At 64.5% G+C, this 26,190-nt stretch carries 31 protein-coding genes and 1 pseudogene; 8 read left to right on the top strand and 24 right to left on the bottom strand.

The window, feature by feature from the left end; translation table 11 throughout:
• Positions 1 to 59: 59 nt before the first annotated feature.
• Both ATY02_RS35300 and ATY02_RS35295 read left to right on the top strand, forming a co-directional pair.
• Positions 60 to 1,040 (top strand): IS5-like element IS1384 family transposase, encoded by a 981-nt coding sequence (locus ATY02_RS35300; protein WP_010466230.1) that lies wholly within the window; start codon positions 60 to 62, stop codon positions 1,038 to 1,040.
• Positions 1,041 to 1,187: 147 nt separating this feature from the next.
• Positions 1,188 to 1,973: pseudogene (locus ATY02_RS35295) on the top strand (OprD family outer membrane porin); the annotation flags it as partial.
• Positions 1,974 to 2,268: 295 nt separating this feature from the next.
• On the opposite strand, the gene ATY02_RS35290 reads toward ATY02_RS35295, so the two are convergent.
• The 16 genes from ATY02_RS35290 to ATY02_RS35215 all read right to left on the bottom strand — a co-directional run bounded on the left by ATY02_RS35290 (position 2,269) and on the right by ATY02_RS35215 (position 16,180).
• Positions 2,269 to 2,514: a DUF2274 domain-containing protein gene (locus tag ATY02_RS35290; RefSeq protein ID WP_019726312.1), complete on the bottom strand. Its 246-nt coding sequence runs from the start codon at positions 2,512 to 2,514 to the stop codon at positions 2,269 to 2,271.
• Entirely contained in the window at positions 2,511 to 3,794 is a 1,284-nt protein-coding gene (locus ATY02_RS35285; protein ID WP_019726311.1) for a TrbI/VirB10 family protein, read from the bottom strand. Before ATY02_RS35285 ends, ATY02_RS35290 begins: the two co-directional genes overlap by 4 nt.
• Positions 3,795 to 3,796: 2 nt before the next feature.
• Positions 3,797 to 4,789, bottom strand: a complete 993-nt coding sequence (trbG, locus tag ATY02_RS35280) for a P-type conjugative transfer protein TrbG (RefSeq protein WP_019726310.1) — start codon at positions 4,787 to 4,789, stop codon at positions 3,797 to 3,799.
• The gene (gene trbF / locus ATY02_RS35275) at positions 4,786 to 5,490 is read right to left on the bottom strand and encodes a conjugal transfer protein TrbF (protein ID WP_019726309.1); all 705 of its coding nucleotides are present in this window, start codon (positions 5,488 to 5,490) and stop codon (positions 4,786 to 4,788) included. Before trbF ends, trbG begins: the two co-directional genes overlap by 4 nt.
• A gap of 11 nt (positions 5,491 to 5,501) precedes the next feature.
• Complete coding sequence (gene trbL / locus ATY02_RS35270) at positions 5,502 to 6,851, bottom strand: P-type conjugative transfer protein TrbL (RefSeq protein ID WP_019726308.1); 1,350 nt, start codon at positions 6,849 to 6,851, stop codon at positions 5,502 to 5,504.
• Positions 6,848 to 7,147 (bottom strand): hypothetical protein, encoded by a 300-nt coding sequence (locus ATY02_RS35265; protein ID WP_019726307.1) that lies wholly within the window; start codon positions 7,145 to 7,147, stop codon positions 6,848 to 6,850. The genes trbL and ATY02_RS35265 overlap by 4 nt, the downstream gene beginning before the upstream one ends.
• Positions 7,148 to 7,158: 11 nt before the next feature.
• Positions 7,159 to 7,914: a P-type conjugative transfer protein TrbJ gene (trbJ, locus tag ATY02_RS35260; RefSeq protein ID WP_019726306.1), complete on the bottom strand. Its 756-nt coding sequence runs from the start codon at positions 7,912 to 7,914 to the stop codon at positions 7,159 to 7,161.
• Entirely contained in the window at positions 7,911 to 10,376 is a 2,466-nt protein-coding gene (gene trbE, locus ATY02_RS35255; protein WP_034112274.1) for a conjugal transfer protein TrbE, read from the bottom strand. The genes trbJ and trbE overlap by 4 nt, the downstream gene beginning before the upstream one ends.
• A gap of 12 nt (positions 10,377 to 10,388) precedes the next feature.
• Positions 10,389 to 10,661, bottom strand: a complete 273-nt coding sequence (locus ATY02_RS35250; RefSeq protein WP_034112276.1) for a VirB3 family type IV secretion system protein — start codon at positions 10,659 to 10,661, stop codon at positions 10,389 to 10,391.
• Positions 10,658 to 11,050 carry a TrbC/VirB2 family protein gene (locus tag ATY02_RS35245; protein ID WP_034112278.1) on the bottom strand — a complete coding sequence of 131 codons (393 nt, stop codon included), beginning with the start codon at positions 11,048 to 11,050 and terminating at the stop codon, positions 10,658 to 10,660. Before ATY02_RS35245 ends, ATY02_RS35250 begins: the two co-directional genes overlap by 4 nt.
• Positions 11,047 to 12,099 (bottom strand): P-type conjugative transfer ATPase TrbB, encoded by a 1,053-nt coding sequence (trbB, locus tag ATY02_RS35240; protein ID WP_034112280.1) that lies wholly within the window; start codon positions 12,097 to 12,099, stop codon positions 11,047 to 11,049. The genes ATY02_RS35245 and trbB overlap by 4 nt, the downstream gene beginning before the upstream one ends.
• Positions 12,096 to 12,560, bottom strand: coding sequence for a CopG family transcriptional regulator (locus ATY02_RS35235; protein WP_034112282.1), 465 nt, complete (start codon positions 12,558 to 12,560; stop codon positions 12,096 to 12,098). The genes trbB and ATY02_RS35235 overlap by 4 nt, the downstream gene beginning before the upstream one ends.
• A complete protein-coding gene (locus tag ATY02_RS35230) occupies positions 12,557 to 14,566 on the bottom strand; it encodes a conjugal transfer protein TraG (RefSeq protein ID WP_034112285.1) in 2,010 nt (669 codons plus the stop codon). Before ATY02_RS35230 ends, ATY02_RS35235 begins: the two co-directional genes overlap by 4 nt.
• Positions 14,567 to 14,783: 217 nt before the next feature.
• Positions 14,784 to 15,014: an EexN family lipoprotein gene (locus ATY02_RS35225; RefSeq protein WP_034112288.1), complete on the bottom strand. Its 231-nt coding sequence runs from the start codon at positions 15,012 to 15,014 to the stop codon at positions 14,784 to 14,786.
• 33 nt (positions 15,015 to 15,047) lie between these two features.
• Positions 15,048 to 15,953 carry a LysR family transcriptional regulator gene (locus ATY02_RS35220; protein WP_034112290.1) on the bottom strand — a complete coding sequence of 302 codons (906 nt, stop codon included), beginning with the start codon at positions 15,951 to 15,953 and terminating at the stop codon, positions 15,048 to 15,050.
• A 14-nt stretch (positions 15,954 to 15,967) separates the two neighbouring features.
• The gene (locus ATY02_RS35215; protein WP_141698137.1) at positions 15,968 to 16,180 is read right to left on the bottom strand and encodes a hypothetical protein; all 213 of its coding nucleotides are present in this window, start codon (positions 16,178 to 16,180) and stop codon (positions 15,968 to 15,970) included.
• Positions 16,181 to 16,502: 322 nt separating this feature from the next.
• Between ATY02_RS35215 and ATY02_RS35210 the strand changes: the two genes are divergently transcribed.
• The 5 genes from ATY02_RS35210 (at position 16,503) to ATY02_RS35190 (ending at position 20,039) form a co-directional block, all read left to right on the top strand.
• On the top strand, positions 16,503 to 16,889 hold the full coding sequence (locus tag ATY02_RS35210) for a thioredoxin family protein (RefSeq protein ID WP_034112292.1): 387 nt from the start codon (positions 16,503 to 16,505) through the stop codon (positions 16,887 to 16,889).
• Positions 16,889 to 17,617, top strand: a complete 729-nt coding sequence (locus tag ATY02_RS35205) for a cytochrome c biogenesis CcdA family protein (RefSeq protein ID WP_034112294.1) — start codon at positions 16,889 to 16,891, stop codon at positions 17,615 to 17,617. The genes ATY02_RS35210 and ATY02_RS35205 overlap by 1 nt, the downstream gene beginning before the upstream one ends.
• 46 nt (positions 17,618 to 17,663) lie before the next feature.
• Positions 17,664 to 18,428, top strand: a complete 765-nt coding sequence (locus ATY02_RS35200) for a YiiX/YebB-like N1pC/P60 family cysteine hydrolase (RefSeq protein ID WP_228022245.1) — start codon at positions 17,664 to 17,666, stop codon at positions 18,426 to 18,428.
• On the top strand, positions 18,425 to 18,997 hold the full coding sequence (locus tag ATY02_RS35195) for a carboxymuconolactone decarboxylase family protein (RefSeq protein ID WP_034112296.1): 573 nt from the start codon (positions 18,425 to 18,427) through the stop codon (positions 18,995 to 18,997). Before ATY02_RS35200 ends, ATY02_RS35195 begins: the two co-directional genes overlap by 4 nt.
• Positions 18,998 to 19,067: 70 nt before the next feature.
• A complete protein-coding gene (locus ATY02_RS35190; protein WP_206600606.1) occupies positions 19,068 to 20,039 on the top strand; it encodes an HPP family protein in 972 nt (323 codons plus the stop codon).
• Between the two features lie 25 nt (positions 20,040 to 20,064).
• Here the strand turns inward: ATY02_RS35190 and merA are convergent, their stop codons facing one another.
• From merA to merT, 4 genes are read right to left on the bottom strand one after another with little or no spacing between them, the layout of a single operon-like run.
• Entirely contained in the window at positions 20,065 to 21,747 is a 1,683-nt protein-coding gene (gene merA, locus ATY02_RS35185; RefSeq protein ID WP_034112300.1) for a mercury(II) reductase, read from the bottom strand.
• 37 nt (positions 21,748 to 21,784) lie between these two features.
• On the bottom strand, positions 21,785 to 22,207 hold the full coding sequence (merC, locus tag ATY02_RS35180; RefSeq protein ID WP_034112301.1) for an organomercurial transporter MerC: 423 nt from the start codon (positions 22,205 to 22,207) through the stop codon (positions 21,785 to 21,787).
• Between the two features lie 15 nt (positions 22,208 to 22,222).
• Positions 22,223 to 22,498, bottom strand: coding sequence for a mercury resistance system periplasmic binding protein MerP (gene merP, locus ATY02_RS35175; protein WP_034112302.1), 276 nt, complete (start codon positions 22,496 to 22,498; stop codon positions 22,223 to 22,225).
• A gap of 13 nt (positions 22,499 to 22,511) precedes the next feature.
• Positions 22,512 to 22,862 carry a mercuric ion transporter MerT gene (gene merT, locus ATY02_RS35170; RefSeq protein ID WP_034112303.1) on the bottom strand — a complete coding sequence of 117 codons (351 nt, stop codon included), beginning with the start codon at positions 22,860 to 22,862 and terminating at the stop codon, positions 22,512 to 22,514.
• 71 nt (positions 22,863 to 22,933) lie between these two features.
• Here merT and merR point away from each other — a divergent pair, with 71 nt between their 5' ends.
• Positions 22,934 to 23,341, top strand: coding sequence for an Hg(II)-responsive transcriptional regulator (gene merR, locus ATY02_RS35165; RefSeq protein WP_034112304.1), 408 nt, complete (start codon positions 22,934 to 22,936; stop codon positions 23,339 to 23,341).
• A gap of 191 nt (positions 23,342 to 23,532) precedes the next feature.
• On the opposite strand, the gene ATY02_RS35160 is transcribed toward merR, so the two are convergent.
• From ATY02_RS35160 to ATY02_RS35145, 4 genes are read right to left on the bottom strand one after another with little or no spacing between them, the layout of a single operon-like run.
• Entirely contained in the window at positions 23,533 to 23,988 is a 456-nt protein-coding gene (locus tag ATY02_RS35160) for a DUF302 domain-containing protein (RefSeq protein WP_034112305.1), read from the bottom strand.
• A gap of 13 nt (positions 23,989 to 24,001) precedes the next feature.
• Positions 24,002 to 24,511: a DoxX family protein gene (locus tag ATY02_RS35155; RefSeq protein ID WP_052229528.1), complete on the bottom strand. Its 510-nt coding sequence runs from the start codon at positions 24,509 to 24,511 to the stop codon at positions 24,002 to 24,004.
• Entirely contained in the window at positions 24,504 to 25,292 is a 789-nt protein-coding gene (locus ATY02_RS35150) for a DNA-binding domain-containing protein (RefSeq protein WP_034112307.1), read from the bottom strand. The genes ATY02_RS35155 and ATY02_RS35150 overlap by 8 nt, the downstream gene beginning before the upstream one ends.
• On the bottom strand, positions 25,276 to 26,169 hold the full coding sequence (locus ATY02_RS35145; protein ID WP_052229529.1) for a DUF692 domain-containing protein: 894 nt from the start codon (positions 26,167 to 26,169) through the stop codon (positions 25,276 to 25,278). Before ATY02_RS35145 ends, ATY02_RS35150 begins: the two co-directional genes overlap by 17 nt.
• Positions 26,170 to 26,190: the final 21 nt, after the last annotated feature.

Raw genomic sequence — 26,190 nt, 5'->3', positions numbered from 1 at the left:
CTCTGAAAAAGACTTTCTGATTTGGCAAAATACCGCGACCCCACCCACCGAGTTTCCCGATGAAGCAGATGACCTTCGCCGACGCCGAGTACGCTGGCAAGCGCAAGCAAACCCGCAAGGAGTTGTTCCTGATCGAGATGGATCGGGTGGTGCCGTGGAAGGGCTTGATTGCTTTGATCGAGCCACATTATCCGAAAGGTGAAGGTGGCCGTCCGGCCTACCCGTTGATGGCGATGCTGCGTGTGCATCTGCTGCAGAACTGGTTCGGCTACAGCGATCCAGCGATGGAGGAAGCGCTGTACGAAACCACGATCCTGCGCCAGTTTGCCGGGCTGAACCTGGAGCGCATCCCCGACGAAACCACCATTCTCAACTTCCGCCGCTTGCTGGAGAAACACGAGCTGGCGGCCGGCATCCTCGCTGTCATCAATGGCTATCTGGGCGACCGCGGCCTGTCGCTGCGCCAGGGCACCATCGTCGATGCAACGCTGATCAATGCGCCCAGTTCGACCAAGAACAAGGACGGCAAGCGCGACCCGGAAATGCACCAGACCAAGAAGGGAAACCAGTATTATTTTGGCATGAAGGCCCACATCGGCGCCGATGACGAATCGGGTCTGGTGCACAGCGTAGTGGGCACGGCGGCCAATGTGGCGGATGTCACCCAGGTGGACAAATTGCTGCATGGCGACGAAAACGTGGTCTGCGCCGATGCAGGCTACACCGGTGTCGAAAAGCGGCCCGAGCATGAAGGACGTGAAGTTATCTGGCAGGTGGCGGCACGCCGCAGCACCTACAAAAAACTCGATAAGCGCAGCGTGCTGTACAAAGCCAAGCGCAAGATTGAAAAGGCCAAGGCTCAGGTGCGCGCCAAGGTCGAGCATCCGTTCCGGGTAATCAAGCGCCAGTTCGGTTACACCAAGGTGCGCTTTCGCGGCTTGGCCAAAAACACGGCGCAACTGGTGACACTGTTCGCTCTGTCGAACCTGTGGATGGCGCGCCGACATTTACTGACGAATGCAGGAGAGGTGCGCCTGTAATGCGGGAAATGGCCACCGGAGTGGGGTCCGGGTGGCGAAAACGTAAGAAATACTCGTCGAATTGATTGTTTTTTGATCATTTGGCGAGTTTAAAAGTTGCGCTAGGTGGTATGCCGGGGAAATACATGGCTACTTCAGACCATCCCCAAGGGCCGTAACTCGAGCAACAACGAAGGTCTGTCCATCGCGGGCGCCAACGCTGGCTCGAACTACCCGAAAGGCGAGTTCAGCAACAAGTTCTACTACGCCGGTGCCGACTACAAGATCACCAAGGATCTGACGGCTTCGTACTACTTCGGTGAGCTGAAGAACTTCTACAACCAGAACTTCCTCGGCCTGGTGCACAACTGGGCAATCGGCCCGGGCGTCCTGAAGAGCGACCTGCGCTACTACCGCAGCCGCGACGACGGTCGTAATGGCGACACCGCGGGCTACTACACCACGGGTTACTACGGCGACAAGGTCACCAAAGGCAAGGTCGACAACGACCTGTACAGCTACCTGGCCCTGTACTCGGTCGAAGGCCACACCTTCGGTGCCGGCTACCAGTACACCAAGGGCGATAGCGACTTCCCTTGGCTGAACCAGGGTGACGGCTCGTCCAACAGCACCATCACCGATATGCAGATCCAGAAGTTCGCCCGTGCTGGCGAGCGCACCTGGCAAGTTCGCTACGGTTATGACTTCGCCAAGGTCGGCGTGCCTGGCCTGACCGCCAACGCGGTCTACCTGCGTGGCAACAACATCGATACCTCCCTGGGCAGCAAGACCGAGTGGGAACGCGACCTGACCGTTGCCTACGTCATTCCGGAAGGCCCGCTGAAGAACCTGGGCTTCGCCTGGAAAAACGCCATGTGGCGTACCGACCTGGCGAACACCCGTTCCCAGGACGAAAACCGCCTGATCGTCAGCTACTCGATCCCGCTGCTGTAATCGGCAATAAAAAACTGCTCGTGTCAAGCCCTGAGCGCAAATCGCCCAGGGCTTGAAACTCTATATGGGACGCGAGGTTAGCTCTGTTTCGGGCAGTTTGGATTGACTGCTGCGTTGTGGGCTAGGTGCCACATAAGAGCGATGAGGAAGAAAGCCGGAGCGCGTTGCATCGGGGGACGTTTCCCAACAGCAGGCCGACTTGCCTTTCTCCTTTCTCTATAGTAGCCCAACTGCCCCCGGAACGACAAAGCGCAGCCTCAGGCTGCGCTTTGTCGTTGAAGTGGCGGCAAGGTCGTCAGGTCTGTTTCTGCGGAACGACCTTGGCGGTCGTTCCTTTCCTGAATCCACGATCCCCCGCCATGAATGCCTCCAGCATGTGCGGGATCAGCGTCGCCGCATCGACCGTTTCGCCGTAGGTCTGCGCATGTAGCGCGGCATAGCGGTCAAGGTCTGTCTTCAAGCCAGCGGGACATGCGAAGGTCAGCTTGACACTCTCGGTCTTCGGCAGCGGCCCCAGCCGCAGCTTCTTGGTCGTGCTCATCGCATCGCTCCCCGGTTGAAGAACAACGGTTGGTACGGCCGAAGCACGAGATCGCGGTTCACGATGATGCGAACCGGCAGGCCCGGCCGCTCGGTCAACGTCGGCTGGATGTTCATGTTGCGCCGGGTCATCTCCTGGCCTACCTGGTTCACGCTGTCCTGCAAACTGCCCTGTCCGGCGATGATGACGCGGTTGCCGTCCTGCCGGTTCTGCGGCGCGGCCAGCTCGGCGCCCACGCCCAGCAGCGTGGTCAGAGCCGCGCCGGCAAAAACGCGATCCCAATGCCAATCGACCCCATCCTCCAGGCCGGCATAGCCGGCCGGGTCGGTACCCGCCAGGTTGTCGAGCGTCAGCGAAGACGTGTCCGGCAGGATGATGCGGTTCCACACCACCTGCACGCGGCTCTGCCCGTAGCTCACCTGGCTGTTGTACTTGCCCATGAGGCGCGAACCCTGCGGGATCAGCAGGAACTTACCCGTGGCCGAGTCGTAGACAGGCTCCGTCACCGTGCCGATCACGTCGCCCGGCAGGTCGGACTTGATACCCGTCACCAGCGCGCCAGCGATCACCGTTCCGGCCATGACCTGGTACGGCGAAGCCGGCAGGGTCAGTTGGCCGGAATTGCGGGTTTCCGTAGAAGCGCCTTTCAGGAAAGCCTCTTTCTGGTCTTGTCGGTTCTGCACGGCGGTCGGGTCGGACGCGGATTGTTGAGTTTGTGCCGCCGTCGAGGCCGGCCCGGCGGCGAGCGGATCAAAGCCCGCCAAGGCCGATGCCGGGCCCGCCGCAGCGGCTTGCGCAGTCGCCGGTGCAGCGGTCTTGCCTGGATTGCCCGAGCGGAAGAACACCGTCGAGGCCGCAGCGGCATCGGCTTCCTTGCGCCGAGCATCCTCCGGGTCGTGGCCTGGCGGCGCATAGGCCGGTGTCACCGGCTGCTGTGACTTCACGATGGCCGGGCCGAGGTCGCCCGGCAGCGGTGGCCCCAGCTCCGGCACCTTCGCCGGCAGCTTGGAATAGTCGGAAGGCAGGCCGTCCAGCCCTTCGGACTTCGAGACGCGATCCACGTTGTACAGCTCGGTTTGCTCGCCCGCGCCGCGCCGATGCGGCTGCAACGACCAGATCGTGGCCCCAAGCACGGCGACCGACAGGCCGCCGGTGAGGATGGCTAGCGTGCGCCGATTCAACCGAGTCACCGGACGCGGCTGCGCGCGCAGCGCCATTGCCTCGGGCGCCACCTTGCCGGTCTGCGGCGCGGCATGGTCGGGAATGTCGTCCTGGCTCATGGTCAGTTCCTCCGCGTGCCATCCGTGCGCTCGATCCGCACCACGTCGCCCTTGTCCCCGCCCAGGCGCAGTTCGGCCGCGCCAAACAGCCGATCCACGATGTAGTACGGTGAGCGGAATCGGTAGTTGACGAGCTGGCCGTCGCCCTGCGCGCCGATCACGAACAGCGGCGGCAGCTCGCCTTGGGCAATGCCCGGCGGAAACTGGATGTAGACCTTCTCACCGTCATCGAAGGCACGCAGGGGCTTCCACGGCGGATTGCTGCCGCTGACCGCGTAGCGGAAACGGATCTTCTCCAGCGACAGGCCCGCATCGACCGGCGCAGCGGCGCTGGCCGCCTGCGCCTGGCGCTGCAGGGCCAGCATCTTGTCCTTGGGGTACTCCCAGGACACCGACGCCATCCACGTCTTCTCGGTCGAGGTCAGCTCCAGCAGGTAGGTGCGTCGGCTTGTGGTGATGACGAGATTCGTCTTCAGGCCCGAGCGGATCGGCTTGACCATCACGTTGACGCGCAACGCCTCACCGCTGCCGCTCGATGTGTCGCCCACGATCCAGCGCACCGTGTCGCCAGCGGCGACCGTCACCAGTTCCTCGCCGGGCTGGAGCGCGATCACCGTCACACGGCCCACGGCCGCATAGACCTGGTACAGCGCGCCATCAGTGAAGGGCCACACCTGAATCGCATTGACGTAGCCCTCGCGCGTGGGCGCGATGCGCGCCTCGGCATTGGCGCGGGCCACGCGCACGGTTTCATCGGCGGGTTCCACCGCAGACTTGGCATCCGGTACGGGCTTCATCTGCGCCGGCATCGGCAACACCTCGGGCACGGTCACGACCTCCACCGGCTTCGGCGCCTCGGGCAGCGGCTGGGCTTGCACCGGCTCGTCGAGCGAGATGACCGGCGGCGGCTTGCCCTGCGTGGCGCAGCCCGAGAACAAGACGCTGGATGCCAGCAAGATCAGCGGCAAGGCGGATTTACGGAAAATCGCATTCATGGTTTTGCTCCTTCGTTTCCTTCCAGTTCGCGGCTCCACGACAGTCCGTTGACGTAGATGCCTAAGGGGTTCTTACGCAGGCGCTGCTCGGTGCGCGGGGTCTGCTGCACGATGGAAATCACCGCGTTCCAGCGCTCGGTGCGATCCAGGGCGCCGTTGACGTAGCGCGTCTCCGTCCAGCGCACGTTGAAAGACGTGTCGCTGGCGCGGGTCACGCTGGTGATCTGCACCGTCACCGACTCCTTGCCGATGCGCGCGAACGGATCGTTCACGCGGGCGTAGTCGTTTAGCACCACGGCGCCCTTGTCGGTGGTGTAGTTGTAGGCATCGAGCCAGTTCTGCCGAACCACGATGGGGTCGATGGACAGCGAGCGCACCAGGCCGATGAAGCGGCCCAGGTGGTAGGCCACCTGCGCATCGCTGGGCCGGTACGGCGTGGCGGCTTCGCCCACGGTACGCACCTGCCCAGCCTGATCGACCTCGATCACATAGGGCGTCACGATGGACTGCGCCGAGCGCCAGACCAGGCCACCGGCCATCAGCAATGCGAGAGCGAGGCAGCCGAAGGCCATCAGGCGCCAGTTCTTCGCCTGCACGCGCGGCGAGCCGATGCGCTCGTCCCAGACCTGGCCTGCGGCTTGGTACGGCGTGGCGGGCTGCGACGTGTCGGCGTAGCGCACCTGGGGTCTTTTGAATCGCATGGTCTATCTCCTTATGAGTCGGAATCGCGCAGGCTGGGGCCTTGGCTGGAGCTGCCGCCATCGCCACCGCGCAGCGTGTGGGCGGCAGTCGTCGCGGCATGGGTCAGTTGCTGCCTGCGATGCAGGCGCTTGGCCCAGGCGGGCTGTTCGGCAGCGGTAGGCGCTGCCGAATCGGCTGCGCTCTGCGGGCCACTGGATGCAGGGGCGTCATCCGGCCGGAAGGCAGCGGCGACACGCTCCTTCATCGAGCGCGCGCCATCGGCCACCTTCTGCCCGGCGGCCTGCGCGCCGGTCTTGGCGACATTGCCCACGCCGGCGGCTGCGCCTTTGAAGCCACCGCCAGCGGACGCGGAGCCGGCCTGAAACGCCGACTTCGCGCTGCTGGCGGCCCCGACGGCGGCACGTGCACCGCTGCCGGCCAGCTTGGCCGCAGCCGGAGCCATGCGCGCGCCGGCTGCGACAGCACCGCCGACGCCCGTGGCCGCTGCACCCACGGCAACCGCAGCGCCGGCCGCGCCCAGCGCGGCACCGGCCATCGCGCCCGCGCCGAGCTGCGGGCCACCCGACACCAGCCCGGCCGCAATGCCTGGCCCGAAGATGCCCAGCGCCAGCAGGGTCAGCGAGGCCAGCATGACAACGACCGAATGGTCGATGGATGGCTCGGCCGGCTGCACCTGGAACTCGGCGAACAGGCCCGAGCCAATGCCCACGATGACGGCCAGCACCAGCACCTTGATGCCCGAGGACACCACGTTGCCCAGCACCTTTTCTGCCAGGAACGCGGTCTTGTTCCACAGCGCGAACGGCACCAGCACGAAGCCCGCGAGCGTGGTCAGCTTGAACTCGATCAGCGTGATGAAAAGCTGGATCGCCAGCACGAAGAAGCACAGCAGGACGATCAGCCAGGCGAGGAACATCACGACGATGGGCGTGATGTTCACGAACACCTCAGGAAATCCCGCCATGTCGCCGATCTGCTTGAGGATCGGCGCCCCGGCGTCGATGCCGACCTTGGCCAGCCTGCCCGGTTGCAGGAAGTTCTCCATGCTCAGGGTCGAGCCGCTGGCGGTCAGGCCCAGGCCCGCGAACGAACGGAACACGATGCCGGCCAGCCAGTTGAAGTTGCCGATGATGTAGGCGAAGGCGCCGACGTACAGCACCTTGCGGATCAGCTTGGCGATCACGTCCTCGCCCTGGCCGGTGGCATGTCCCATCGCCCAGAAGAGCCCGGCGATGGTCATGTCGATGACGATCAGCGTGGCAGTGAGAAAGGCCACCTCGCCATGCAGCAGGCCAAAGCCCGAGTCGATGTAGCGCGAGAACGTATCGAGAAAACGGTCGATGATGGTCACGTCGTTCATGGCGAGTCCTCCTGCCCTGGCCCGTTGCCATCGGCGGGCTCATCGAAGCTGGGCGGAATCGGCGGCAGGTCGGCGGGCGTCTGGTACTCGCCGGGGCCGGCCTTGCCGGAGAGAAAGCGGCGCAGGTCGGCTTGCGCCACCTGCGCGCAGAACGCGCCGCCGTGCTCGCCCGCACGGCATTGCGCGCGCAGCGTGTGCAGCCGGGACGGGTCAGCGGCCAGTGCATCCACCGCGGGCGGCCGGTCGCAGCCGGCCAACAGGGACGTGAGAGCGAACAGGACGGGCGCGTTCTTCATGGCCGTCCCCGTCAGCGGTTGTAGAAATGGACGGGCTGCGGCGTGTACGGCGTGCCTTCGCCCAGGAAGCGGCGCGTCACCTCGCGCCCGCGCTCCGTGGCCGCGGCCTGCCTCGCCAGCTCCAGCGAGGCGGCCCGGTCTTGCGTGATCTGGAGCCGCTGCGTCTGGATCGACTGCTTGGCCTGCAGGGCGAGCAACTGGTTCATGGCCTGCATCGCCTGCAACGCGCCCTCCGCCGACTGGCTCTTGCCCACGAGGTCGGCCAGCACGCTTTCGTCGTCGCTCAGGTTCTGCGACGCTTGGGCCTGCATCTGCATGGTGGTCTGCAGGCCGTTGAGCGTGTTCTTCCAGCGCTCCTGCGCATCGAGGTACATCTGATTGCCGCTCACCGTGGCGGCGTACTTCTCGGGGTACAGGCGCGAAAACTCGCGGTCGATGTTCGTCACGTCGTAGGCCAGGCCTTTGGCCTGCGCGATGAGGCGCTGGGTGGTCGCCAGGTTCGCGCGCAACTGGCCCACCACGCTGGACGGCAGGCTGGCCAAGTTGCGCGCCTGGTTGATGAGCATCTGCGCTTCGTTCTGGAGCTGGCGGATCTGGTTGTTGATCTGCTCCAGCGTGCGAACGGCGGTGAGCGTGTTCTGCACCAGATTGGTCGGGTCGAGCACGATGTCGCCGACGCCGAACAGCGCGTGCGCGGGCTGCGCGATGCCGAAGGCGAGCACGCAGGCGGCGGTCAACGCGGCGAGCTTGGGAGCATGGGTTTTCATGGGTGGTTCTCCTGCGGATGGGTGGGAACAAAGGCGGCGCCCGGCGGCGTGCCGGGGAAGTCACGCAGCAGCTCGGCCGCCCAATCGAGGCTGCGGTGGCGCAGCCATGCGGCTGCGAACGTGGAAGAAGCGGTGGAAGCCACGGTGAGCACCGCGTCGATGTCGCGCTGGTCTTGCGGCGTGGAAGCGCCCGCGAAGGCCAGCACCGCCGGCCCCAGGTCAAGGTCGAACAGGCGATTGCCGAGACGGGATTGGTAGTAGTAGTCGCGCTTGGGCTGCGCGGTGGCGACGATCTCGATCTGCCGGCTGTTGAGGCCGAAGCCTTCGTAGATCGTGCGAATCTGCGGTTCTGTCGCCTGCGGATTGGCCAGGAAGATGCGGCTGGCGCAGCTCTCAATGATGGCCGGCGCGATGCTCGAATCCTTGATGTCCGCGAGCGACTGCGTGGAGAAGATGACGCTGACGTTCTTCTTGCGCAGCGTCTTGAGCCACTGGCGAATGCGCGCGGCAAACGCGGGCTCGTCGAGGAACAGCCACGCCTCATCGAGGATCAGCAGCGTCGGCGCCCCGTCGAAGCGCTCATCGAAGCGGGCGAACAGATAGCGCAGCACCGCCTGCACCGCAGCCTTGCTGTGCATTAGCTCTTCCATCTCGAAGCCTTGCACGTCGGCCATGCCCAGTCGGTCGCGGTCGGCGTCCAGCAGCTTGCCGTGGGCACCGCCCAGCACATAGGGCGCGAGCGCCTGGCGCAGCGCGTTCGATTGCAGCAGCACCGACAGGCCGGTCATGGTGCGCTGTTCCACCGGCGCACCGGCAAGGCTGCCAAGTGCCGACCAGACCGCCGCCTTTTCTTCGGGGCCGACGGCGACACCTTCGTGCAGCAAGCGGCCCTCGATCCATTCGGCGGCCCAGGTTCGGTAGCCATCGCGGTCGATGCGCGCCAAGGGCTGGAAAGCGATCTCGCCATCCAGCCCGAGGTCGTAGTGCTCGCCGCCGAGGCCCAGGATCGTGGCGCGCATCGAGCGCCCCATGTCGAACGCGAAGATGCGCGAGCCGCGATAGCGGCGGAACTGCATCGCCAGGGTGGCGAGCAAGACCGACTTGCCCATGCCGGTCGGGCCGGCCACCAGCGTGTGGCCCACGTCGCCGATGTGCGTCACCAGCCGGAACGGTGTCGCGCCTTCGGTGCGCGTGACGATCAACGGCGGGCCGTCGAGGTGTTCGTTCTTCTCCGGCCCGGCCCACACGGCGGACACCGGCATCAGGTGCGCCAAATTCAGCGTCGAGACGATGGGCTGGCGCACGTTCGCGTAGGCATGCCCCGGAATCGAGGACAGCCACGCATCCACGGCGTTGAGCGTTTCGGGGATGGTGACGAAGCCGCGCCCCTGGATGACGCGCTCCACCATGCGCAGCTTTTCATCTGCCACGGCGGGATCGGCATCGAGCACCGTTACCGTGGCGGTGAGGTAGCCGAAGGCCACTTGATCGCTGCCCAGCTCCTGCAAGGCGGCGTTCGCGTCGGCGGCCTTGTTGCTGGCATCCGTGTCCACCAGCGGGCTTTCCTGCTGGAAGATCGTTTCGCGCAGCAGCGCGATGACGTTCTTGCGCTTGGCGAACCACTGGCGGCGCAGGCGGGCGAGTTCTTTTTCCGCCTCGGATTTGTCGAGGCAGAGAAAGCGCGTGCTCCAGCGGTACGCAAACCCCAGGCGGTTGAGGTCGTCCAGAATCCCCGGCCAGGTCGAGGTCGGGAAGCCCCGCACTGTCGCAATACGCAGGTGCTGGTCGCCCAGCATCGGCGCGAGGCCGCCGACCAGCGGGGCATCGGCCAGCAGCGCATCGAGGTGAAACGGCACTTCAGGTACGCCCACACGGTAGCGCCGCGTCGAGATAGCCGCGTGCAGGTAGGTCAGCGTCTGGCTGTCGTCCAGCCAGGCAATCTCCGGCATCACGCCATCAAGCAGGTCAAAGACGCGATCTGTTTCCGCGATGAAGGCGGTCAGTCGCTCGCGCCAGTCCACGCCTTCGGTGGGACGGTTCTCGTACAACATGCCCGCCGCGCGGGCGCGGGATTCCTCGGGCGGCAGGTACACCAGCGTCAGGTGGTAGCCGCTCTCGAAATGGTTGCCCGATTCCTCGAACGCTGCCCGGCGTTCCTCGTCCACTAGCCAAGACAACGGTTCGGGAAAGTCGGAATGTGGGTAGTCGGCCGCAGCGCGGCGCTCGGCCTCGATGAACAGCGCCCAGCCCGAGCCCATCCGGCGCAGCGCGTTGTTCAAGCGGGCCGACGTGGCGATCAGCTCGCCTTGCGTGGCGCTGTCGAGGTCAGGCCCGCGAAACCGCGCCGTGCGCTGGAAACTGCCGTCCTTGTTCAAGACGACGCCCGGCGCGATCAGCCCGGCCCAGGGCAGCCAGTCGGCCAGCAGCGCGGGCCGCTGGCGGTATTCGGCAAGGTTCAGCATGGCGGCGTCCCCTCACACGTCCAGCAGCGGGCGGTGCTTGATGTGCCGGGCAAACACGGCCATGAACTGCGGATCGACACGCGCACCCCAGACCGCCAGCGCGTGGCCGACGATCCAGAGCACCACGCCCGGAATCCACAGTTGCAGGCCCAGCCCGACGGCGGCGGCCAGCGTGCCGTTGGCAATCGCCACGGTGCGCGGTGCACCGCCCATCAAGATCGGCTCGGTCAGCGAGCGATGCAGCGGCACCTCGAACCCGGCCGCGAAGGTGTCAGACCCGCTCATACGACAGCTCCGCCGGAGAAGCTGAAGAAGGACAGGAAGAAGCTCGAAGCCGCGAAGGCGATGCTCAAGCCGAACACGATCTGGATCAGCTTGCGAAAACCGCCCGACGTGTCGCCAAAGGCGAGCGCCAGGCCCGTCGCGATGATGATGATGACCGCGACGATGCGCGCCACCGGCCCTTGAATCGACTCCAAAATCGACTGCAACGGGCCTTCCCAGGGCATCGAGGAGCCGGCGGCCTGCGCGGTGCCGGCCAGAAACAGCAGCAGCGCGGACAGCAGCAGCCCTTGCGCCGCAGGGCGACCCAGGCTGTGCAGCCGCGACCGTGTGGGCAGGCGCAAAGCCGGATTTGCAGAAAAACGGAAAGCAGGAACGATCATCTGCGTCATGGCAGTTCTCCAGGTTGGTCAGGGGACGGGGAAATCGCCGCAGCGGGTGCGGCATCGGGAAGTGGCAGCAGCTCGGGGAACGGCGTCTCCAGTGCGTCCGCCAGTTGGTAGCCCACGCCGTCGAAGCCGACGACGCGGGCGATGCTCTCGATGCGGCGCTTGCGCCCACGCCCAGCGATGTGGATCACCACGTTGACCGCCTCGGCGATCAGCGCACGCGGCGGGTTCACCGCCACTTCGAGAATCAGTTGCTCCAGGCGCAGCAGCGCGCCCAGTGCGGAGCCGGCGTGGATCGTGGCGATGCCGCCGGGGTGGCCCGTGCCCCATACCTTGATGAGATCCAGCGCCTCGGCGCCGCGCACCTCGCCAACGACCACGCGATCCGGGCGCAGGCGCATGGATGAGCGCACCAGCTCGGTCATGGACACCACGCCAGCGCGGGTGCGCAGCGGTACGTGGTCGCGGGCCGCGCATTGCAGTTCCACCGTGTCTTCGAGCACCAGCACGCGGTCGCCCGTGGCGGCTATCTCGGCGAGCAGAGCATTGGCAAGGGTCGTCTTGCCGCTGCTGGTGGCCCCGGCGATCAGGATGTTCTTGCGCTCGCGCACAGCGCGAACCAGAAAGCCCGCCTGTGCGGCCGTCATCATTCCCTCCACGACGTACCGCTCCAGCGGAATGACGCCGATGGCGCGCTTGCGCAGCGCGAAGGCCGGCCCCGGTGCAGCGGGCGGCAAGATGCCCTCGAAGCGTTCGCCGGTTTCGGGCAACTCGGCCGATAGCAGCGGCTGGCCGCGATGCACTTCCGCACCGACATGGGCCGCGACGAGGCGGATGATTCGCTCGCCATCGGCTTCGGGCATCTCCACGCCCATCGGGGCGCGACCCGAGGACAGGCGATCCACCCAGAGGGTGCGATCCGGGTTGAGCATGATTTCCACCACGTCCGGGTCTTCGAGCGCGGCGGCGATCAGCGGCCCCATTGCCGTGCGCAGCATCTGGATACGTCGGTCAAGCGCCGCAGTGGTCATGGATTGGGGAGTGGTGCTCATGACGCACGCTCCTGGGCCTGGGCGGCTGCCGCCGTGCCCCCCATTCGCATCGGGTCGGGATGCAGTTCCTCCACCACGTCACGCACGAGGCTGCGCCCGCGCAGCAGGTGGCGGCCGAGCTGTTCGACGAACTGCTCGAAGCGCGCCTTGCCCTGGGCGCGGGCCGCGTCTTGGTGGGCCTCGGGAACCGGCGTGCTGACCGTGAGGTAGTAGCGGATGAACAGCGCCAGCGTCTCGATGGCGATGTTCTGGTCACGCTCCATGCGCTCGGCTTGGCGCGACAGCCGATCCAGCCGCTTGGCGATGGCCGCTTCGCGCTGGTCGGCCGCGTCCGGCGACAGCCAAGACGCTAAGGCGGCAGCGACGATGCTGGACTTGGACACGCCTTTCTTGGCGGCCAGTTCATCGAGCCGCTGGGCGTGCTCGGGCTGGATAAAGAGGTTCAGGCGGTAGTGGCTCATAGCTCGATTCCGTCGTTGGGGTCGAGGGATGCCAGCCGGGCCGTGCGCTGCATGGCCGGATCAAGCTGGCGCGGAAGGGGAAGCGGCAGGTCGTCGTCGTCATCGAGCAGGCCGAGGTCGGCCGCGGGCGCGGCGCTCTCGGGGTCGTAGGCGACGGCCTCAGTTAGCTCTGGCTGGCGGCGCGGGCAGCCGTCGTCGGCCGTGCCCAGGTGTTCCAGGCCATCGGCGGATGACGTAGCCGGTGCGGCAGGCGTCGGCGGAATCGCCAGTCCGCTCCAGTCGTCGGGGCGTACCGGAGGAACATCGGCATAGCGCCCGGCAGCGAGCACAGGCGGTGACAGCACGCGCCGCTTGAAATTGCTGTCTGCGTAGTAGCGCAGCTTCTTGGCCTTGATCGGCGCGACGCTGGAGACCATCACCACGGCCTCGTCGGGCGGAAGCTGCATGACTTCGCCCGGCGTCAGCAGCGGGCGGGCCGTCTCCTGCCGCGACACCATCAGGTGGCCCAGCCACGGCGCGAGCCGATGACCAGCGTAGTTGCGCTGCGCGCGTAGCTCGGTAGCGGTGCCAAGCGTTTCGGAAATGCGCTTGGCGGTGCGTTCGTCGTTGGTGGCGAACGTCACGCGCACATGGCAGTTGTCCAGAATCGAATGGTTCTGCCCATACGCCTTGTCGATCTGGTTGAGCGACTGCGCGATGAGAAAACTGCGGATGCCGTAGCCCGCCATGAAGGCCAGTGCCGTCTCGAAGAAGTCGAGCCGGCCCAAGGCCGGGAATTCGTCGAGCATCAGCAGCAACTTGTGGCGGCGCTCGATGCCATCGCTGCCGTCGAGTGATTCGGTGAGCCGCCGGCCGATCTGGTTGAGGATCAGGCGGATGAGCGGTTTGGTGCGCGAAATGTCCGAAGGCGGCACCACGAGGTACAGCGATACGGGGTGCTCGACGGAAATGAGATCGGCGATGCGCCAGTCGCAGCGCGAGGTGACTTCGGCCACCGTCGGGTCGCGGTACAGGCCGAGGAACGACATGGCCGTGGACAAGACGCCCGAGCGCTCGTTGTCCGACTTGTTGAGCACTTCGCGCGCCGCAGAGGCAACCACCGGATGCGGGCCATCGCCCAGATGGGGCGTGGTCATCATCCGGTGCAAGGTCAGCTCGAATGGGCTGGCCGGATCGGAGAGGAAGTTGGCGACGCCGCGCAGCGTCTTGTCCTCGCCCGCGTAGAGCACATGCAAGATGGCCCCGACCAGCAGCGCGTGCGAAGTCTTCTCCCAATGGTTGCGCCGCTCCAGCGCGCCTTCGGGATCGACCAGAATGTCCGCGATGTTCTGCACGTCGCGCACTTCATGCGCGCCGCGTCGCACCTCCAGCAGCGGGTTGTAGGCCGCCGACTTCGCATCCGTGGGGTTGAACAACAGGCAATGCGAGAAGCGCGAGCGCCAGCCGGCGGTGATCTGCCAGTTCTCGCCCTTGATGTCGTGGATGACGGCGGACGCGGGCCAGGAAAGCAGTGTCGGCACCACCAGGCCAACGCCTTTGCCGCTGCGCGTGGGCGCAAAGGTCAAGACGTGTTCTGGGCCTTCATGGCGCAGGTACTGCCGGTTATGCTGGCCGAGGAACACGCCGGCTGGCTGCGTTAGACCCGCCTTGCGAATGTCCTCCGCGTTCGCCCAGCGGGCCGAGCCGTAGGTGGTGACGAGGCGTGATTGGCGCGAGCGCCAGATCGACATGCCGATGGCAACCAGCACGGCGACAAGGCCGCTGCCGCCGGCAATCGCGCCGCCAATGTCGAAGACACGCGGTGCGTAGGCGTCGAAGAAGAACCACCACTCGAACAGCCGCCACGGGTGATAGACCGGCGTGCCCAGGAAGTCGAACCAGGGCGAGCCAAGGCGTACTTGATAGCCAAGGGCTGCTGCCGTCCATTGTGTGGCTGCCCACACGCCGGCGATCACGATGCCGAATACGACGGCAATCTGACCGAACAGCACGTTCGTCCCTTGCATGACCTTGTCTCCAATCACGGCACACGGAGGTGCCGCAGCACTGAGGATCAAGGCGCGTGCGCAGGTCGGTCAAAGGCCGTTCTGGCGGCAATTCAGGCTGAAAAGGCCAGATTTCTTGCAAGGGCGAAGACAATAAAAACGCCGCGAACGCGAGCGCGTTGCGGCGTGATGAGGTAACGGCGCGAATTCTGTCGCGGCGTAGCGACTGCGAGGGGCGCTACTTGGATTTCTGCTCGGGTCGATCACCGAAGAAGCGCCGATTGGCGGCTTCGGCCGCGCGCACGCAGAGTTCGTCGCCGACCTTCGCGCGATCCTCCTTGCATTGGCGCTGGAGTTCCTTGATGCGCTCAGGATGGGCCACAAGGTAGTCCACAGTTTCCGAAGGTTGGGATTGACCGCATGCCGCCAATGCGGCGGCGATCATCAGCAGCGGTAGCAATTTGTTCATGGCTCCAGTCCTTTCATCGCAGTTCTGGAAATCTTAGGCAGTGCCAATGTCATCTGTTGAATCGAGGCAAGCAACTCGTTCAATGAAGCGAGTCAACATCTCGCATGGCTCCATGTCGCGGCGAAGTAGATAGGTTGTCAACATCGGTGGTTGTCCCGCTAACGGCCGACCTATGACGCCAGGCTCGCGGCTGCCTGTGATGTGCGCCGTGCCGGCCAACCCCAATGCAATTCCAGCAGAAACGAGTGTCATCATCAGATCGAAGCTGGCGACGTGCTGGACGATCAACGGCTCTTGTTCATGTTTGCGCAGGATACGTTCGACCTGCCGTGCATGGCCCTCGCATACGGCTGGATCGCCCAGAACCAGCGGATGGCGCAATACTTCCTCCAACGGAACGCGCTTATAGGCCAGCACCGGATGGCGTGCCGGCACCGCCAGCATCAATTCATCTTCCCAGGCGGGAGCAACCAAGATGCCATCACCCACGTCATCTGCCATCGAAAATCCAGCATCGTATAGGTCATCGTGAAGACCCTTGATCTGCTGGGCTAGTGGCACTTCAAACAGCCGTATCTCTACTTCGGGATCTTCTTCACGGCATCGTGCCAGCAAGGCCGGCAAGCGCGAAGGCGTCACACCATCGGACAAGGCGATGCGCAACTGACCGTGAAAGCCGTTGGCAGCGGATTTGACGCTATCGCGCGCTTGCTCCAATGCAGCGAAGATGCGCGGCACGTGCTCCAAGAGTAGTCGGCCAGCGCGGGTCAATTGCGTGCTGCGGGTGGTGCGAACGAAAAGGCGTGCGCTAAGTTCTTCCTCTAGTTCCTTGATGGTACGGGATAGCGGCGACTGGTCAATGTGCAGTCGTTCGGCGGCACGAGCGAAGTGGAGTTCCTCCGCAACCGCAAGAAAGCATCGTAGATGACGTAGCTCCATGTTCGTGGATCGAGCTACAGCAGCGACTTGCGCTCGTTGCGAACCCGAATGGCTTTCATTAGTCCCGCGAGCCAGCAGGCGGGACACCCGCGCATAAGATAGATGGCCAAACCAAATAGCCCTGCCGCAGGCCAAAAGTTAGGGGTTAAAACGATGGCGCCCGCAATGGATGTCACGGCCAATGCGCCACGAACCAATTGCGCTTTAACAGAAGTGCTGCAATACATGATGCGCTCCTATCACCTGGGAACGGTGCGACGGGAAGAACTGAGAGATGCTGAGGACGCCCCCCTTGGGCGGCCGCACTACTCCCTCCTGCCAATAAGAGGGGCGCAACCGCCAAAACGGTTCGCCGCATGTGCAAAAAAGCTGGCCCTGCCAAAAGCGGGGACAGATTCCGCAGTGCGGCCTCGCAGATTTTTTTCGCTCGGATGCGAACCATCTTGACGACTCCCCGCCTCTTAGGAAGAGGCCGTCACTCTTGGCGACCGTGTTCGCCCGCGCGAGTCATCGCCTTGGGCGGTTCTCCCCTTATTCAGGATTACGCCCATGAAACTACGTATGACCGCCGCCTTTCTCGCTCTTGCCACGTTCGCCAGCATCGCCAGCGCCGGGGAGATCAAACCGTTCAGCCAAGCCGAGTTCGACCGTCTGACGCAGGCTGGCCAGCCCGTGGTAGTGGACGTCAGCGCGACGTGGTGCCCGACCTGCAAGGCGCAGAAGCCGATCTTGGAAACCCTAATGAAGCAGCCCGCCTACAAGGACGTGACCTTGCTGACCGTGGACTTCGACAGCGAAAAGAGCACCGTCCGGGCCTTCAAGGTCAGCATGCAAAGTACGCTGGTAGGCTTCAAAGGCACCCAGGAAGTGGCCCGCTCCGTGGGCGACACCACCGAGGCCGGCATCGAGGGCCTGATTCAGAAGACCACGCGCTGATGACGCTCGGCCTCGGTTCCTACGGCCTCGGACTGCTCGCGGGGGTGCTTTCCACGCTGTCGCCTTGCGTCCTGCCCATCGTACCGATCCTGATTGGCTCGGCGGTCAACGCCCATCGGCACGCGCCGTTGGCCCTGGCGGGCGGCCTCGCTCTGTCCTATGCCATTGTCGGCACGGCGCTGGCCTGGGCAGGCGCCTCGCTCGGCATCGACACAACGATCTTCCGGGGCGTGGGCGCGGCCGTCCTGGGACTGTTAGGCGTGGTGCTCATGTCCAGCGCCCTCCAGCAGCTGTTTGCGTCGCTGACGGCCGGCATCGGCAATGCCGGGAACGACCTGCTTGCGCGTGTCCAACTGGACGGGCTGACGGGGCAGTTCGTGGTGGGCCTAGTGCTGGGGCTGGTCTGGAGTCCCTGCGTGGGGCCGACGCTTGGCGCGGCCATCGTTCTGGCCAGCCAGGGTACGAACCTGGCGCAAGCAGGCTCGATGATGGCGGTGTTCGGTATCGGCGCGGCATTGCCCCTGGTTGCACTGGCCTATGTGTCGCGCAGCGCGATCGGCCGCACGCGATCCAAGCTCCTGCACGCCGGCAAGGCCGGGAAAGTCCTGTTGGGCGCGATCATGCTTGCCCTGGCCGCCCTGATCCTGACAGGCGCCGACAAGCCGATGGAAGCATGGCTTGTGGAACATTCACCGGCCTGGCTCACACAACTGACGACGAGGTTCTGAGCCATGCCGCGCCCGAATTTCACCTTCGTTTCGACAGGGTGACGCCGTGGGAAACATCTTGGACAGCATCGCGCGCCGCTGTGGAGAAGGACTGAGCCGCTACCTCAGTCGGCCCCACCATGTGCATAGCGTGGCCCCGCCGACCGATCCAGACCTTCTCATGGCGTGCCTGCAGCCCGGCGACGTGCTGCTGGTCGAAGGTCAGAGCCGGGTCAGCGTGGCCATCAAGTACCTGACCCAATCCACCTGGTCGCACGCGGCACTGTTTGTCGGCACGGCCGGCAGGCCGACCGATGCCGAAGGGCGGCCCCGTTGCTTTCTTGAAGCCGATCTACGCGAAGGCGTGCGTCTGGTCAGCGTGGCCGAGTTCGCCGATCTGCATACCCGAGTGTGCCGGCCCGTGGGCCTGACCGCTGCCGAGATTGACACCCTGGTCGGCACGGCGGTGGCTCGGCTGGGCCATCAGTACGACTTGAAGAACGTGATCGACCTGGCCCGATATCTGTTGCCCACGCCGCCGGTGCCGGTGCGTTGGCGCCGTCGCATGCTCGGCCTGGGCAGCGGCGACCCCACCCGCGCCATCTGCTCGACGCTGATCGCCCAAGCTTTCCAGTCGATTCGCTATCCGATCCTGCCGCTGATCGAGACCGTGCCGTCGCAGGACCCGATGTGCCCCGGCTGTGTGGCCGAGATTCTTCATGTGCGGCACCACAGCCTGTTCGCCCCGCGCGACTTCGACGTCTCGCCCAACTTCGCCATCATCAAACCCAATCTGGAAGCCGGAATATTTCCACTTAGGAGCACTCCATGAACGCCAAGCTGACACTGCCTCTTCTTACCGAAGACACCGCCCCTGAAAGGAGCCGCGAGTTCCTGAGTAACACGCGCAGGAAGCAGGGATTTGTTCCCAACATGTATGGAGAAATGGCCCACGCCCCTGGCGCGCTCTCGACCTACCTCCATGGGTATGACTGGTTCCGCAAGGAATCCGGCTTCACGCCGGCCGAGCAGGAAGTCGTGCTGCTGGTCATCAGTCGGGAAAACGGCTGCCACTACTGCGTGGCCGCTCACAGCATGATCGCCGAGAAGGTATCGAAGGTGCCGCCGCAGGCGCTCCAGGCAATCCGTGAGGGCACGCCGATGGATGACCCGAAGCTGCACGCCCTTACCGCCTTCGTCAAGGACATGGTGCAGACGCGGGGCAATCCGTCGCAGGCGAGTTTGCAGACCTTCACCGACGCGGGCTACAGCGAGCAGCAGGCTCTACAGGTGGTGCTCGCCATCGCCGTCAAGACGATCTCGAACTACACCAATCACCTGTTCGACACACCCGTGGACGCGGCCTTTGCGTCCTACGCTCTGCCGATAGGGACGAAATAAGTACGGCGCCCCACCTTGGAGTCAACCATCACTTGCCCGAGGTGGGCCTTCAAGAAAATGGATGTCGTGGATGGAAGGCATGAGATTGTTTGGTATACGGCGATCGTCGCTGCCGTGGGGATTCTTTGGGGAGTTGCTGACGGCGCTCTACATGGGTGTCATCGCGTGGATCGCGGCGGCCACGCATGTTCACTACATTCTTTTTCCCGAACTAGGCGCCCTGGCCCATGACATCATCAAGCGACCGCACGGCACCTGGGCCAAAGCGCCGGGGATGCTGGTTCTCACACCGCTTCTTACCGGGCTGGTAGGCACGATCTTCGCCCGAAGCATGGGCAGCGGGATCGTGCCGATCCTGCTGGCGACCGCAGCCGCGATGCTCATCATCCGCATATTGAAGTCATCGATTGCCCCGGCCATTTCGGCGGGCGTGCTGCCAATCTCACTCAACATCACAAGCTGGTACTACCCGGCATCGTTGCTGGTCGGCCTGATATTGCTCGCCGCGATCTCCCTTGTCTGGCCTCGCTTCGTCCCGCTACCGCCGGTGCGAACCGCCTCCGATGTGGCCGATGACGTTACCGAGGAAACTCCAAGCACCTACTCGTGGCTCCCGTTCTTTCTGGTGTTTCTGGTAGGCACGGCGATTCTGGCCGAAGCCACGGGTTGGCGGTTGATCCTGTTCCCGCCGCTTATCGTGATCGGCTTTGAAATGTTTGCCCATGCGGACGTTTGCCCTTGGGTCAAGAAGCCGCTGCTGCTGCCGGTCGCGTGTACCCTGAGCGCATTGATCGGGGTTGCACTGGTCACGACGTTCGGGGGCGCCCCGCTGGCGGTGATCTCCAGCGCGGCATGCGGCATCCTAATCTTGCGATTATTCGATCTGCACGTGCCGCCGGCGCTCGCCGTGGGCCTGCTGCCGTTTATCATCCCAGCCGTCGATTACCGATTCGCGGCCTCCGTGGGCATTGGCACCTTAACTCTGACCATGCTGTTCCTCGTATGGGGCAGGCTGAGAAGGATGCGCCTTTCACCGTCCTGAGGGGGCGCAACCTTCTTAGCTTTTGCTATCCAGCGCAGCACGATAGCTGCTTCACGTCCTTGCTGAAGGTCTGCGCGGCGAGCTTCAGGCCCTCGACCATCGTCAGATACGGGAACAACTGGTCGGCCAGTTCCTGCACCGTCATGCGCGCGCGGATCGCCAGCGCCGCTGCCTGGATCAACTCGCCCGCTTCTGGGGCCACCGCCTGCACGCCGATCAAACGGTGGCTGCCTTCCTCGATCACCAGCTTGATGAAGCCGCGCGTATCGAAGTTGGCGAGCGCGCGCGGCACGTTGTCGAGGGTGAGCGTGCGGCTGTCGGTCTCGATGCCGGCGTGGTGCGCCTCCTGCTCGCTCAAGCCCACGGTAGAGACCTGTGGGTCGGTGAACACCACCGCTGGCATGGCGGTCAGGTCCAGCGACGCGTCGCCGCCGGTCATGTTGATCGCGGCGCGGGTACCAGCCGCCGCCGCGACGTAGACGAACTGCGGCTGGTCGGTGCAGTCGCCGCCGGCGTAGATGTCCGGGGCGCTGGTGCGCATGCTGAGGTCGATCTCGATGGCCCCTTGCTTGTTCACCGCCACCCGGGCGGCTTCGAGGTTGAGGCTGCGCGTATTAGGTGTGCGGCCCGTCGCCACCAGCAGCCGGTCGGCACACAGTTCGCCATGGTTGGTGGTCAACACAAACTCGCCGTCCACGTGCGCGACCTGGCTGGCTTGCGTATGTTCCAGCACCTCGATGCCCTCCAAGCGAAACGCCACCGTCACGGCTTCGCCGATGGCCGGGTCTTCGCGAAAGAACAGCGTGCTGCGCGCCAGGATCGTGACCTTGGCCCCAAGCCGGGCGAAGGCTTGCGCCAGCTCAACAGCCACTACCGATGAGCCGATCACGGCTAGGCGTGCGGGAATCGTGTCGCTCACCAGCGCCTCGGTTGAAGTCCAGTAGGGCGTGTCCTTGAGGCCTGGGATCGGCGGCACCGCCGCGCTCGCGCCGGTGGCGATCAGGCAGCGGTCGAACGAAACCACGCGCTCGCCGCCCTCGTTCAGCCGCACGGTGAGGTTGCGGCCGTCCTTGAAACGGGCTTCGCCCGCTAGCCGCATGATGGCTGGGTTGCCGTCCAGGATGCTTTCGTACTTGGCATGGCGCAACTCATCGACGCGCGCCTGCTGCTGGGCCAGCAGCCGTTCGCGCAGGATCAGCGGCGGGTTCGCCTGGATGCCGCCATCGAACGGGCTTTCGCGGCGCAGGTGGGCGATGTGGGCGGCGCGGATCATGATCTTCGAGGGCACGCAGCCGACATTGACGCAGGTGCCGCCGATGGTGCCGCGCTCGATTAGCGTCACCCGTGCGCCGCGTTCGACGGCCTTCAGCGCCGCCGCCATCGCGGCCCCACCGCTGCCGATGACGACAATATGCAGGCCGCCGTCGTGGCTGGCCTTGTCGCCGCCGTCGACCCAATCGCGCATGCGGTCGAGCAGTCCGCCTTTGGGAAGCGCGTTCGACGCATCGGCCAGCGCCGCGCGGTAGCCGAGTCCGGCGACAGCCGCGATCAGGGCATCGGGTGAAGTGCCGGCCGCGATGGCGAGCTGGGCGCTGCCCTTGGTGTAGGACACTTCGGCCGATTGCACGCCAGGCACGTTTTCCAGTGCTTCCTTGACGTGGACCGCGCAGGAGTCGCAGGTCATGCCGGTGATCTTCAACTGTGTCATGAAGTCATTCCTTTCAATTCGTTGTGGCGCAAGCCAGTCAGCCGTGTTTCGCGGGCAGTTCGCAGCCGTCAGGACCGCAGCGGCGGTTGGCCTGAGATACCAAATCCCAGACCGAAACGACGGCCATCAAGGCGATCCCCGTATAGACCAGGGGCCGCATCCAAGCGGTGCCAAGCAGCCAGACCGCGCCCACGATAACGATGGCGGGACCGACCATACCCAGCAGACTCCGGTGCCATTGCCGGTGGCGTAGCCAACCGAGCGCGTTGGCCGCAAGCGCCAATGCAGCAAACAATGGCAACAGCCTGGAAATGAACAAGCCTTCGTATTGCTGGAGAAAACCCAGCCCGATGGCCGCGCCTAGGCTGGCGAGTGCGGGAAAGCACATTGCGCAGCCCATCGCGGAGACGAGGGTGCCCAATGCCCCGGCTTTGTCGGCGATACGCGCAATCGGTTTCATGGCATCGCTCCCGGTTTAGCGCTTGACGCTGGACGGATAGCCCGCGTCTTCGGTGGCTTTGGTCAGCTTCTGGACGCTGGCCTTGGCATCATCAAAGGTGACGACCGCTTCGCGCTTCTCGAAGGTCACATCGACTTGGCTGACGCCCTCGACCTTGGAGAGCGCCTTCTTGACGGTGATCGGGCAAGCGGCGCAGGTCATGCCGGGCACGGCCAGCGTGACGGTCTGGGTAGCGGCCCACACTGGAACGGTGACGGCAACGAGCGCAAGGGAGGCAAGCAGTTTTTTCATGGTGAACTCCCGATCAATAGAAGAAAGGCAACACGTAGGGAAATCCGAGCGCGACCAGAACGAGCGCTGCCACGATCCAGAAAATCAGCTTGTAGGTGGTGCGAACCTGCGGGATCGCACACACCTCGCCCGGCTTGCAGGCAGTTGCCGGCCGGTAGATGTGTCGCCAGGCGAAGAACAACGCCACCAGCGCCGCGCCGATGAAGATCGGGCGATACGGTTCCAGTGCGGTCAAGTTGCCGATCCAGGCACCGCTGAAGCCCAGAGCGACCAGAACCAGTGGCCCCAGGCAGCAGGTCGAAGCGAGGATGGCGGCCAGCCCGCCGGCGGCGAGGGCGCCGCGCCCGTCTTGCGATTCCGACATCAGGTTCTCCTTTCGAGGATTTGCTCGTTGGAGTAACGTTACTTCCGTAGTCAACTACGGAGTCAAGCGGAATGGAAAACACCTTGGAAAGCCTGACCATCGGCGCCTTCGCCAAGGCAGCCGGGGTCAACGTGGAGACGATCCGCTTCTATCAGCACAAAGGGCTGCTGCCGACGCCGAACCGGCCCTACGGCAGCATTCGACGCTACTGCAGCGCCGACGTGGCGCGGGTGAAGTTCGTGAAGGCGGCGCAGCGGCTGGGATTCAGCCTCGATGAAATCGGGGAGTTGCTGAAGCTGGAGGACGGCACCCATTGCAGTGAAGCAGCCGACCTTGCCGCACTGCGGCTGGCCGATGTTCGCACCCGCCTGAACGACCTTATGCGGATGGAACAGGCGCTGTCAAAATTGGTGAACGAATGCTGTGCGCATGAGGGCCATGTGTCCTGCCCGTTGATTGACGCGCTGCATGGCGGTTGAACTGGCATATGGACGGCTGCTGACACTACGGCGTGATCGCAGCGTTCGTCAGTACCGCCCTCGATTGCCGATTCGCAGGCTCTGTGGACATTGGCGCCTTGTCTCTGAACATGCTGCCCCCAGTATGGCGCAGGCGGAGCAAAACAGGCGCTTCACTGCCCTGACGGTGAGGCCAAGACGGACGAGCGCGCTCACTTCCGAATCGCCTCCTGCGTCATGCCGCCCAGCGCCTTGGAGATGTTTTCCACGACGGGGCCGCAGTTGTCGGCGCCATGGCGCGATGCGAGATACTTCGGATCGTTGTAGCCAAGCCACACTTGCCCAGTCGCGTCCTGCCAGGCCAAGGCCTTGAGCGGAAGGTCGATACCGGCAGTCTGCGCGCATTCCATCAAGGGGGTGCCGCCCTGGGGATTGCCGAACACCAGAAGCTCGGTCGACCGCAAGTCCTTGCCGACCTTCTTCGCGCCCTGCGCGTGATCGAGGCGCAGGAAGATATAGATGCCCCGAGACTTGGCGGCCGTCTCGAAACGGTCAATCGTTTCCTTGACACTGTACGGGCTTTGTACCGCAATCAGCCCATCGGCAGCTCCGGCCCCCGAAGCAAAGAAACCTGCCATCACGAGGGATATGGCGCGCAATGCAAGCATGCTGACCTCCTTGTCAGGCCGAAGCCTCGCAATGCTCCAAGAAGCCGCGAATCCCATGGTCGAGTGAAAGCCGGCCCGGCCCGATAGCGATCAGGGCAATCGCCATCGTCGCCCAGGGCAAATGAAAGTTCGCCCACCCGTCCGGCACGATGAGCTGGATCACCGCCGTCATGCCGAGCAAGCCCAGGGCACTCATGCGCGTGCCAAGTCCGAGAATCAGCAGGATCGGAAAGATGATCTCGGCCGATCCACTGGCGAAGGCGAGTACGTCCGGCGCAGGCAGGTCATAGACCTTCCCCAGGATGTGCAGCTTGAATTCATCTTCAAACAGAAAACTCGCCGCTGGCGACAGCGACAGGAGACCGTCCCATTTGGTGAGGCCCGACTTGAAGAAGGGCAAGGCCAGCGCCACCCGAAGGAACAGCGGCGCGGCCATGCCGGCGATCTTTGCCAGCCAGTGCAATGCACAGTTCGCCGCGCCAAGTATTCCGGGCCAACCTTTCGGCACTTGGAAGTTACTCATGATCGTTCTCCCCGGCTTCCAACGCGAAGCCGACAAAGGCGCCCATCTGGATCAATTCCCGCAAGTTCTCCGACAGGTCAAAATCGCCGTCGGTGGCGAGGGCCGTTTCCATGGCCTGCGATAGCGTCAGGCCCTGGCCGAGCGCGGCTACGAAGTCATGGCTCGCGGGAAGTATCTTGCGCACGTCCACCTCGGCGTCGGGGCGTAGCACCATCGTGTCCTGCGCTTCGGAGAGGTCAACGGGTGCTGGCGTGCCATCCGAGGTGTTCATCCTCCAGATGGTGAAGGCTGGGAATGGCGAACGCACCAGGCGCACGGAAGGGTGGAGCCGAAACCGCAGCATGGAAGCTTGGTCAGGCGGTACTCCTGCAAGCACGCTGGGCGCCAAGGGTTCTGCCTCGTGCGCGTGGTACGCCTCGGTCGCGGCGCGCTCGATGCGGGCCACGTCGGCGAGATAGGGTAAGGGTTCCGCGGGTGGAAAGGACGCGATGAAGTCCGGGAACTCGGCGCCGTAGTGCAGCAGCACCGGCGAGCTGGGCGGCGTGGCGGCCGCGAAGACGCGGGCCATCGCCGCGAAGAATTCGTCGCCCACCAGCTTGACGACGCAGGGAAAGCCCGCGCGCAGCGCGTCCGTCAGGCCAACGAACACATTGTTCCGATAGACGGCAAAGCGCCGTGCGCTCGGCTCGCCGTCGGGGCCGACCAGCCCCTCGGGCACCGCGCGTTCCGGGTCGAGCAGCGCCGAGGCGAATTCCTCCAGGCGTTCAGCCAAGCGTGCCATGGCGTCGCTCCTGTACGTTGGACATGCCCATCAGCACATCGGCCATCACGGCCTCTGTTTGCAGCTCGGGCCATGCGGGAATGTTGGAATCCCACTCGATCAGCGTAGGGACTGGCCCGATGCATTGGATGACCTGCCTAAAGAGGTTCCACACCCGCTCATCCACTCTTTGGTCGTGTGAGTCGATCAGCAAAGGGCGTCCCTTCTCGTCCGTCTGAAGGGAGTGGCCGGCCAAGTGGATTTGCTGCACATGGTCGAGGGGGAAATCGTTGATGTAGGCGCGCGCGTCCCATTGCTGATTCGTGCTCGCCACGTGGACGTTGTTCACGTCCAGCAGCAGACCGCACCCGGTTCTCCGGGTGATCTCCCTGATGAAATCCGTCTCGCGCCATGTGCTCTCCTTGAACCAGATGTAGGTCGCGGGGTTCTCCAGCAGCATTTGCCGGGCCATAGCTGTTTGCACCTGGTCGATGTGCTCGCAGATGCGGTTCAGCGTGTCGTCGGTGTACGGCACCGGCAACAGATCATCGAGGTAGCTGGTGCCATGTGAAGACCATGCCAGGTGTTCGGAAAGCAGGCCGGGTTCGTACCGCTCGTTCAGCGCCTTGAGACGCAGCAAATGCGCTTGGTCGAGTGGCCTGTCGGCACCGATGGACAGGCCCACGCCGTGCAACGACAGGGGATAGTGTTCTCGGATGGCCGTCAGGTAGCGATGGGGCGGGCCGCCAGCGCCCATGTAGTTTTCCGCATGAACTTCAAAGAAGCCCATATCCGGCCGCGTTTCGATGATGGTTCGGTAGTGGTCGGCCTTAAGGCCTACGCCGGCTCGCGCAGGGATTCCCCGCCCGGCGGCGTGCGCAGTTTGGTGAATGCCCATGTTGATCCTCGTTGTCACAAG

Origin of the sequence: Pseudomonas sp. BIOMIG1BAC (assembly GCF_001705995.2) — a bacterium.
In the GTDB taxonomy this organism is placed as follows: Bacteria; Pseudomonadota; Gammaproteobacteria; order Pseudomonadales; family Pseudomonadaceae; genus Aquipseudomonas; species Aquipseudomonas sessilinigenes.
This window is presented reverse-complemented; position numbering and strand designations above follow the sequence as displayed.

Bases quoted from the DNA above. Each gene is read 5' to 3' on its own strand.
- ATY02_RS35190 (WP_206600606.1), top strand. From the start codon at position 19,068: ATGGAAGGCATGAGATTGTTTGGTATACGGCGATCGTCGCTGCCGTGG.
- ATY02_RS35160 (WP_034112305.1), bottom strand. From the start codon at position 23,988: ATGCTTGCATTGCGCGCCATATCCCTCGTGATGGCAGGTTTCTTTGCT.
- ATY02_RS35250 (WP_034112276.1), bottom strand. From the start codon at position 10,661: ATGAGCGGGTCTGACACCTTCGCGGCCGGGTTCGAGGTGCCGCTGCAT.
- ATY02_RS35245 (WP_034112278.1), bottom strand. From the start codon at position 11,050: ATGACGCAGATGATCGTTCCTGCTTTCCGTTTTTCTGCAAATCCGGCT.
- ATY02_RS35265 (WP_019726307.1), bottom strand. From the start codon at position 7,147: ATGAAGAACGCGCCCGTCCTGTTCGCTCTCACGTCCCTGTTGGCCGGC.
- ATY02_RS35195 (WP_034112296.1), top strand. From the start codon at position 18,425: ATGAACGCCAAGCTGACACTGCCTCTTCTTACCGAAGACACCGCCCCT.
- merP (WP_034112302.1), bottom strand. From the start codon at position 22,498: ATGAAAAAACTGCTTGCCTCCCTTGCGCTCGTTGCCGTCACCGTTCCA.
- merR (WP_034112304.1), top strand. From the start codon at position 22,934: ATGGAAAACACCTTGGAAAGCCTGACCATCGGCGCCTTCGCCAAGGCA.
- trbF (WP_019726309.1), bottom strand. From the start codon at position 5,490: ATGCGATTCAAAAGACCCCAGGTGCGCTACGCCGACACGTCGCAGCCC.
- ATY02_RS35155 (WP_052229528.1), bottom strand. From the start codon at position 24,511: ATGAGTAACTTCCAAGTGCCGAAAGGTTGGCCCGGAATACTTGGCGCG.
- ATY02_RS35285 (WP_019726311.1), bottom strand. From the start codon at position 3,794: ATGAGCCAGGACGACATTCCCGACCATGCCGCGCCGCAGACCGGCAAG.
- ATY02_RS35230 (WP_034112285.1), bottom strand. From the start codon at position 14,566: ATGCAAGGGACGAACGTGCTGTTCGGTCAGATTGCCGTCGTATTCGGC.
- ATY02_RS35220 (WP_034112290.1), bottom strand. From the start codon at position 15,953: ATGGAGCTACGTCATCTACGATGCTTTCTTGCGGTTGCGGAGGAACTC.
- merA (WP_034112300.1), bottom strand. From the start codon at position 21,747: ATGACACAGTTGAAGATCACCGGCATGACCTGCGACTCCTGCGCGGTC.
- ATY02_RS35215 (WP_141698137.1), bottom strand. From the start codon at position 16,180: ATGTATTGCAGCACTTCTGTTAAAGCGCAATTGGTTCGTGGCGCATTG.
- trbL (WP_019726308.1), bottom strand. From the start codon at position 6,851: ATGAACGACGTGACCATCATCGACCGTTTTCTCGATACGTTCTCGCGC.
- ATY02_RS35225 (WP_034112288.1), bottom strand. From the start codon at position 15,014: ATGAACAAATTGCTACCGCTGCTGATGATCGCCGCCGCATTGGCGGCA.
- merT (WP_034112303.1), bottom strand. From the start codon at position 22,862: ATGTCGGAATCGCAAGACGGGCGCGGCGCCCTCGCCGCCGGCGGGCTG.
- trbG (WP_019726310.1), bottom strand. From the start codon at position 4,789: ATGAATGCGATTTTCCGTAAATCCGCCTTGCCGCTGATCTTGCTGGCA.
- ATY02_RS35210 (WP_034112292.1), top strand. From the start codon at position 16,503: ATGAAACTACGTATGACCGCCGCCTTTCTCGCTCTTGCCACGTTCGCC.
- ATY02_RS35290 (WP_019726312.1), bottom strand. From the start codon at position 2,514: ATGAGCACGACCAAGAAGCTGCGGCTGGGGCCGCTGCCGAAGACCGAG.
- trbE (WP_034112274.1), bottom strand. From the start codon at position 10,376: ATGCTGAACCTTGCCGAATACCGCCAGCGGCCCGCGCTGCTGGCCGAC.
- ATY02_RS35145 (WP_052229529.1), bottom strand. From the start codon at position 26,169: ATGGGCATTCACCAAACTGCGCACGCCGCCGGGCGGGGAATCCCTGCG.
- trbB (WP_034112280.1), bottom strand. From the start codon at position 12,099: ATGAGCACCACTCCCCAATCCATGACCACTGCGGCGCTTGACCGACGT.
- ATY02_RS35235 (WP_034112282.1), bottom strand. From the start codon at position 12,560: ATGAGCCACTACCGCCTGAACCTCTTTATCCAGCCCGAGCACGCCCAG.
- ATY02_RS35300 (WP_010466230.1), top strand. From the start codon at position 60: ATGAAGCAGATGACCTTCGCCGACGCCGAGTACGCTGGCAAGCGCAAG.
- ATY02_RS35205 (WP_034112294.1), top strand. From the start codon at position 16,889: ATGACGCTCGGCCTCGGTTCCTACGGCCTCGGACTGCTCGCGGGGGTG.
- merC (WP_034112301.1), bottom strand. From the start codon at position 22,207: ATGAAACCGATTGCGCGTATCGCCGACAAAGCCGGGGCATTGGGCACC.
- trbJ (WP_019726306.1), bottom strand. From the start codon at position 7,914: ATGAAAACCCATGCTCCCAAGCTCGCCGCGTTGACCGCCGCCTGCGTG.
- ATY02_RS35150 (WP_034112307.1), bottom strand. From the start codon at position 25,292: ATGGCACGCTTGGCTGAACGCCTGGAGGAATTCGCCTCGGCGCTGCTC.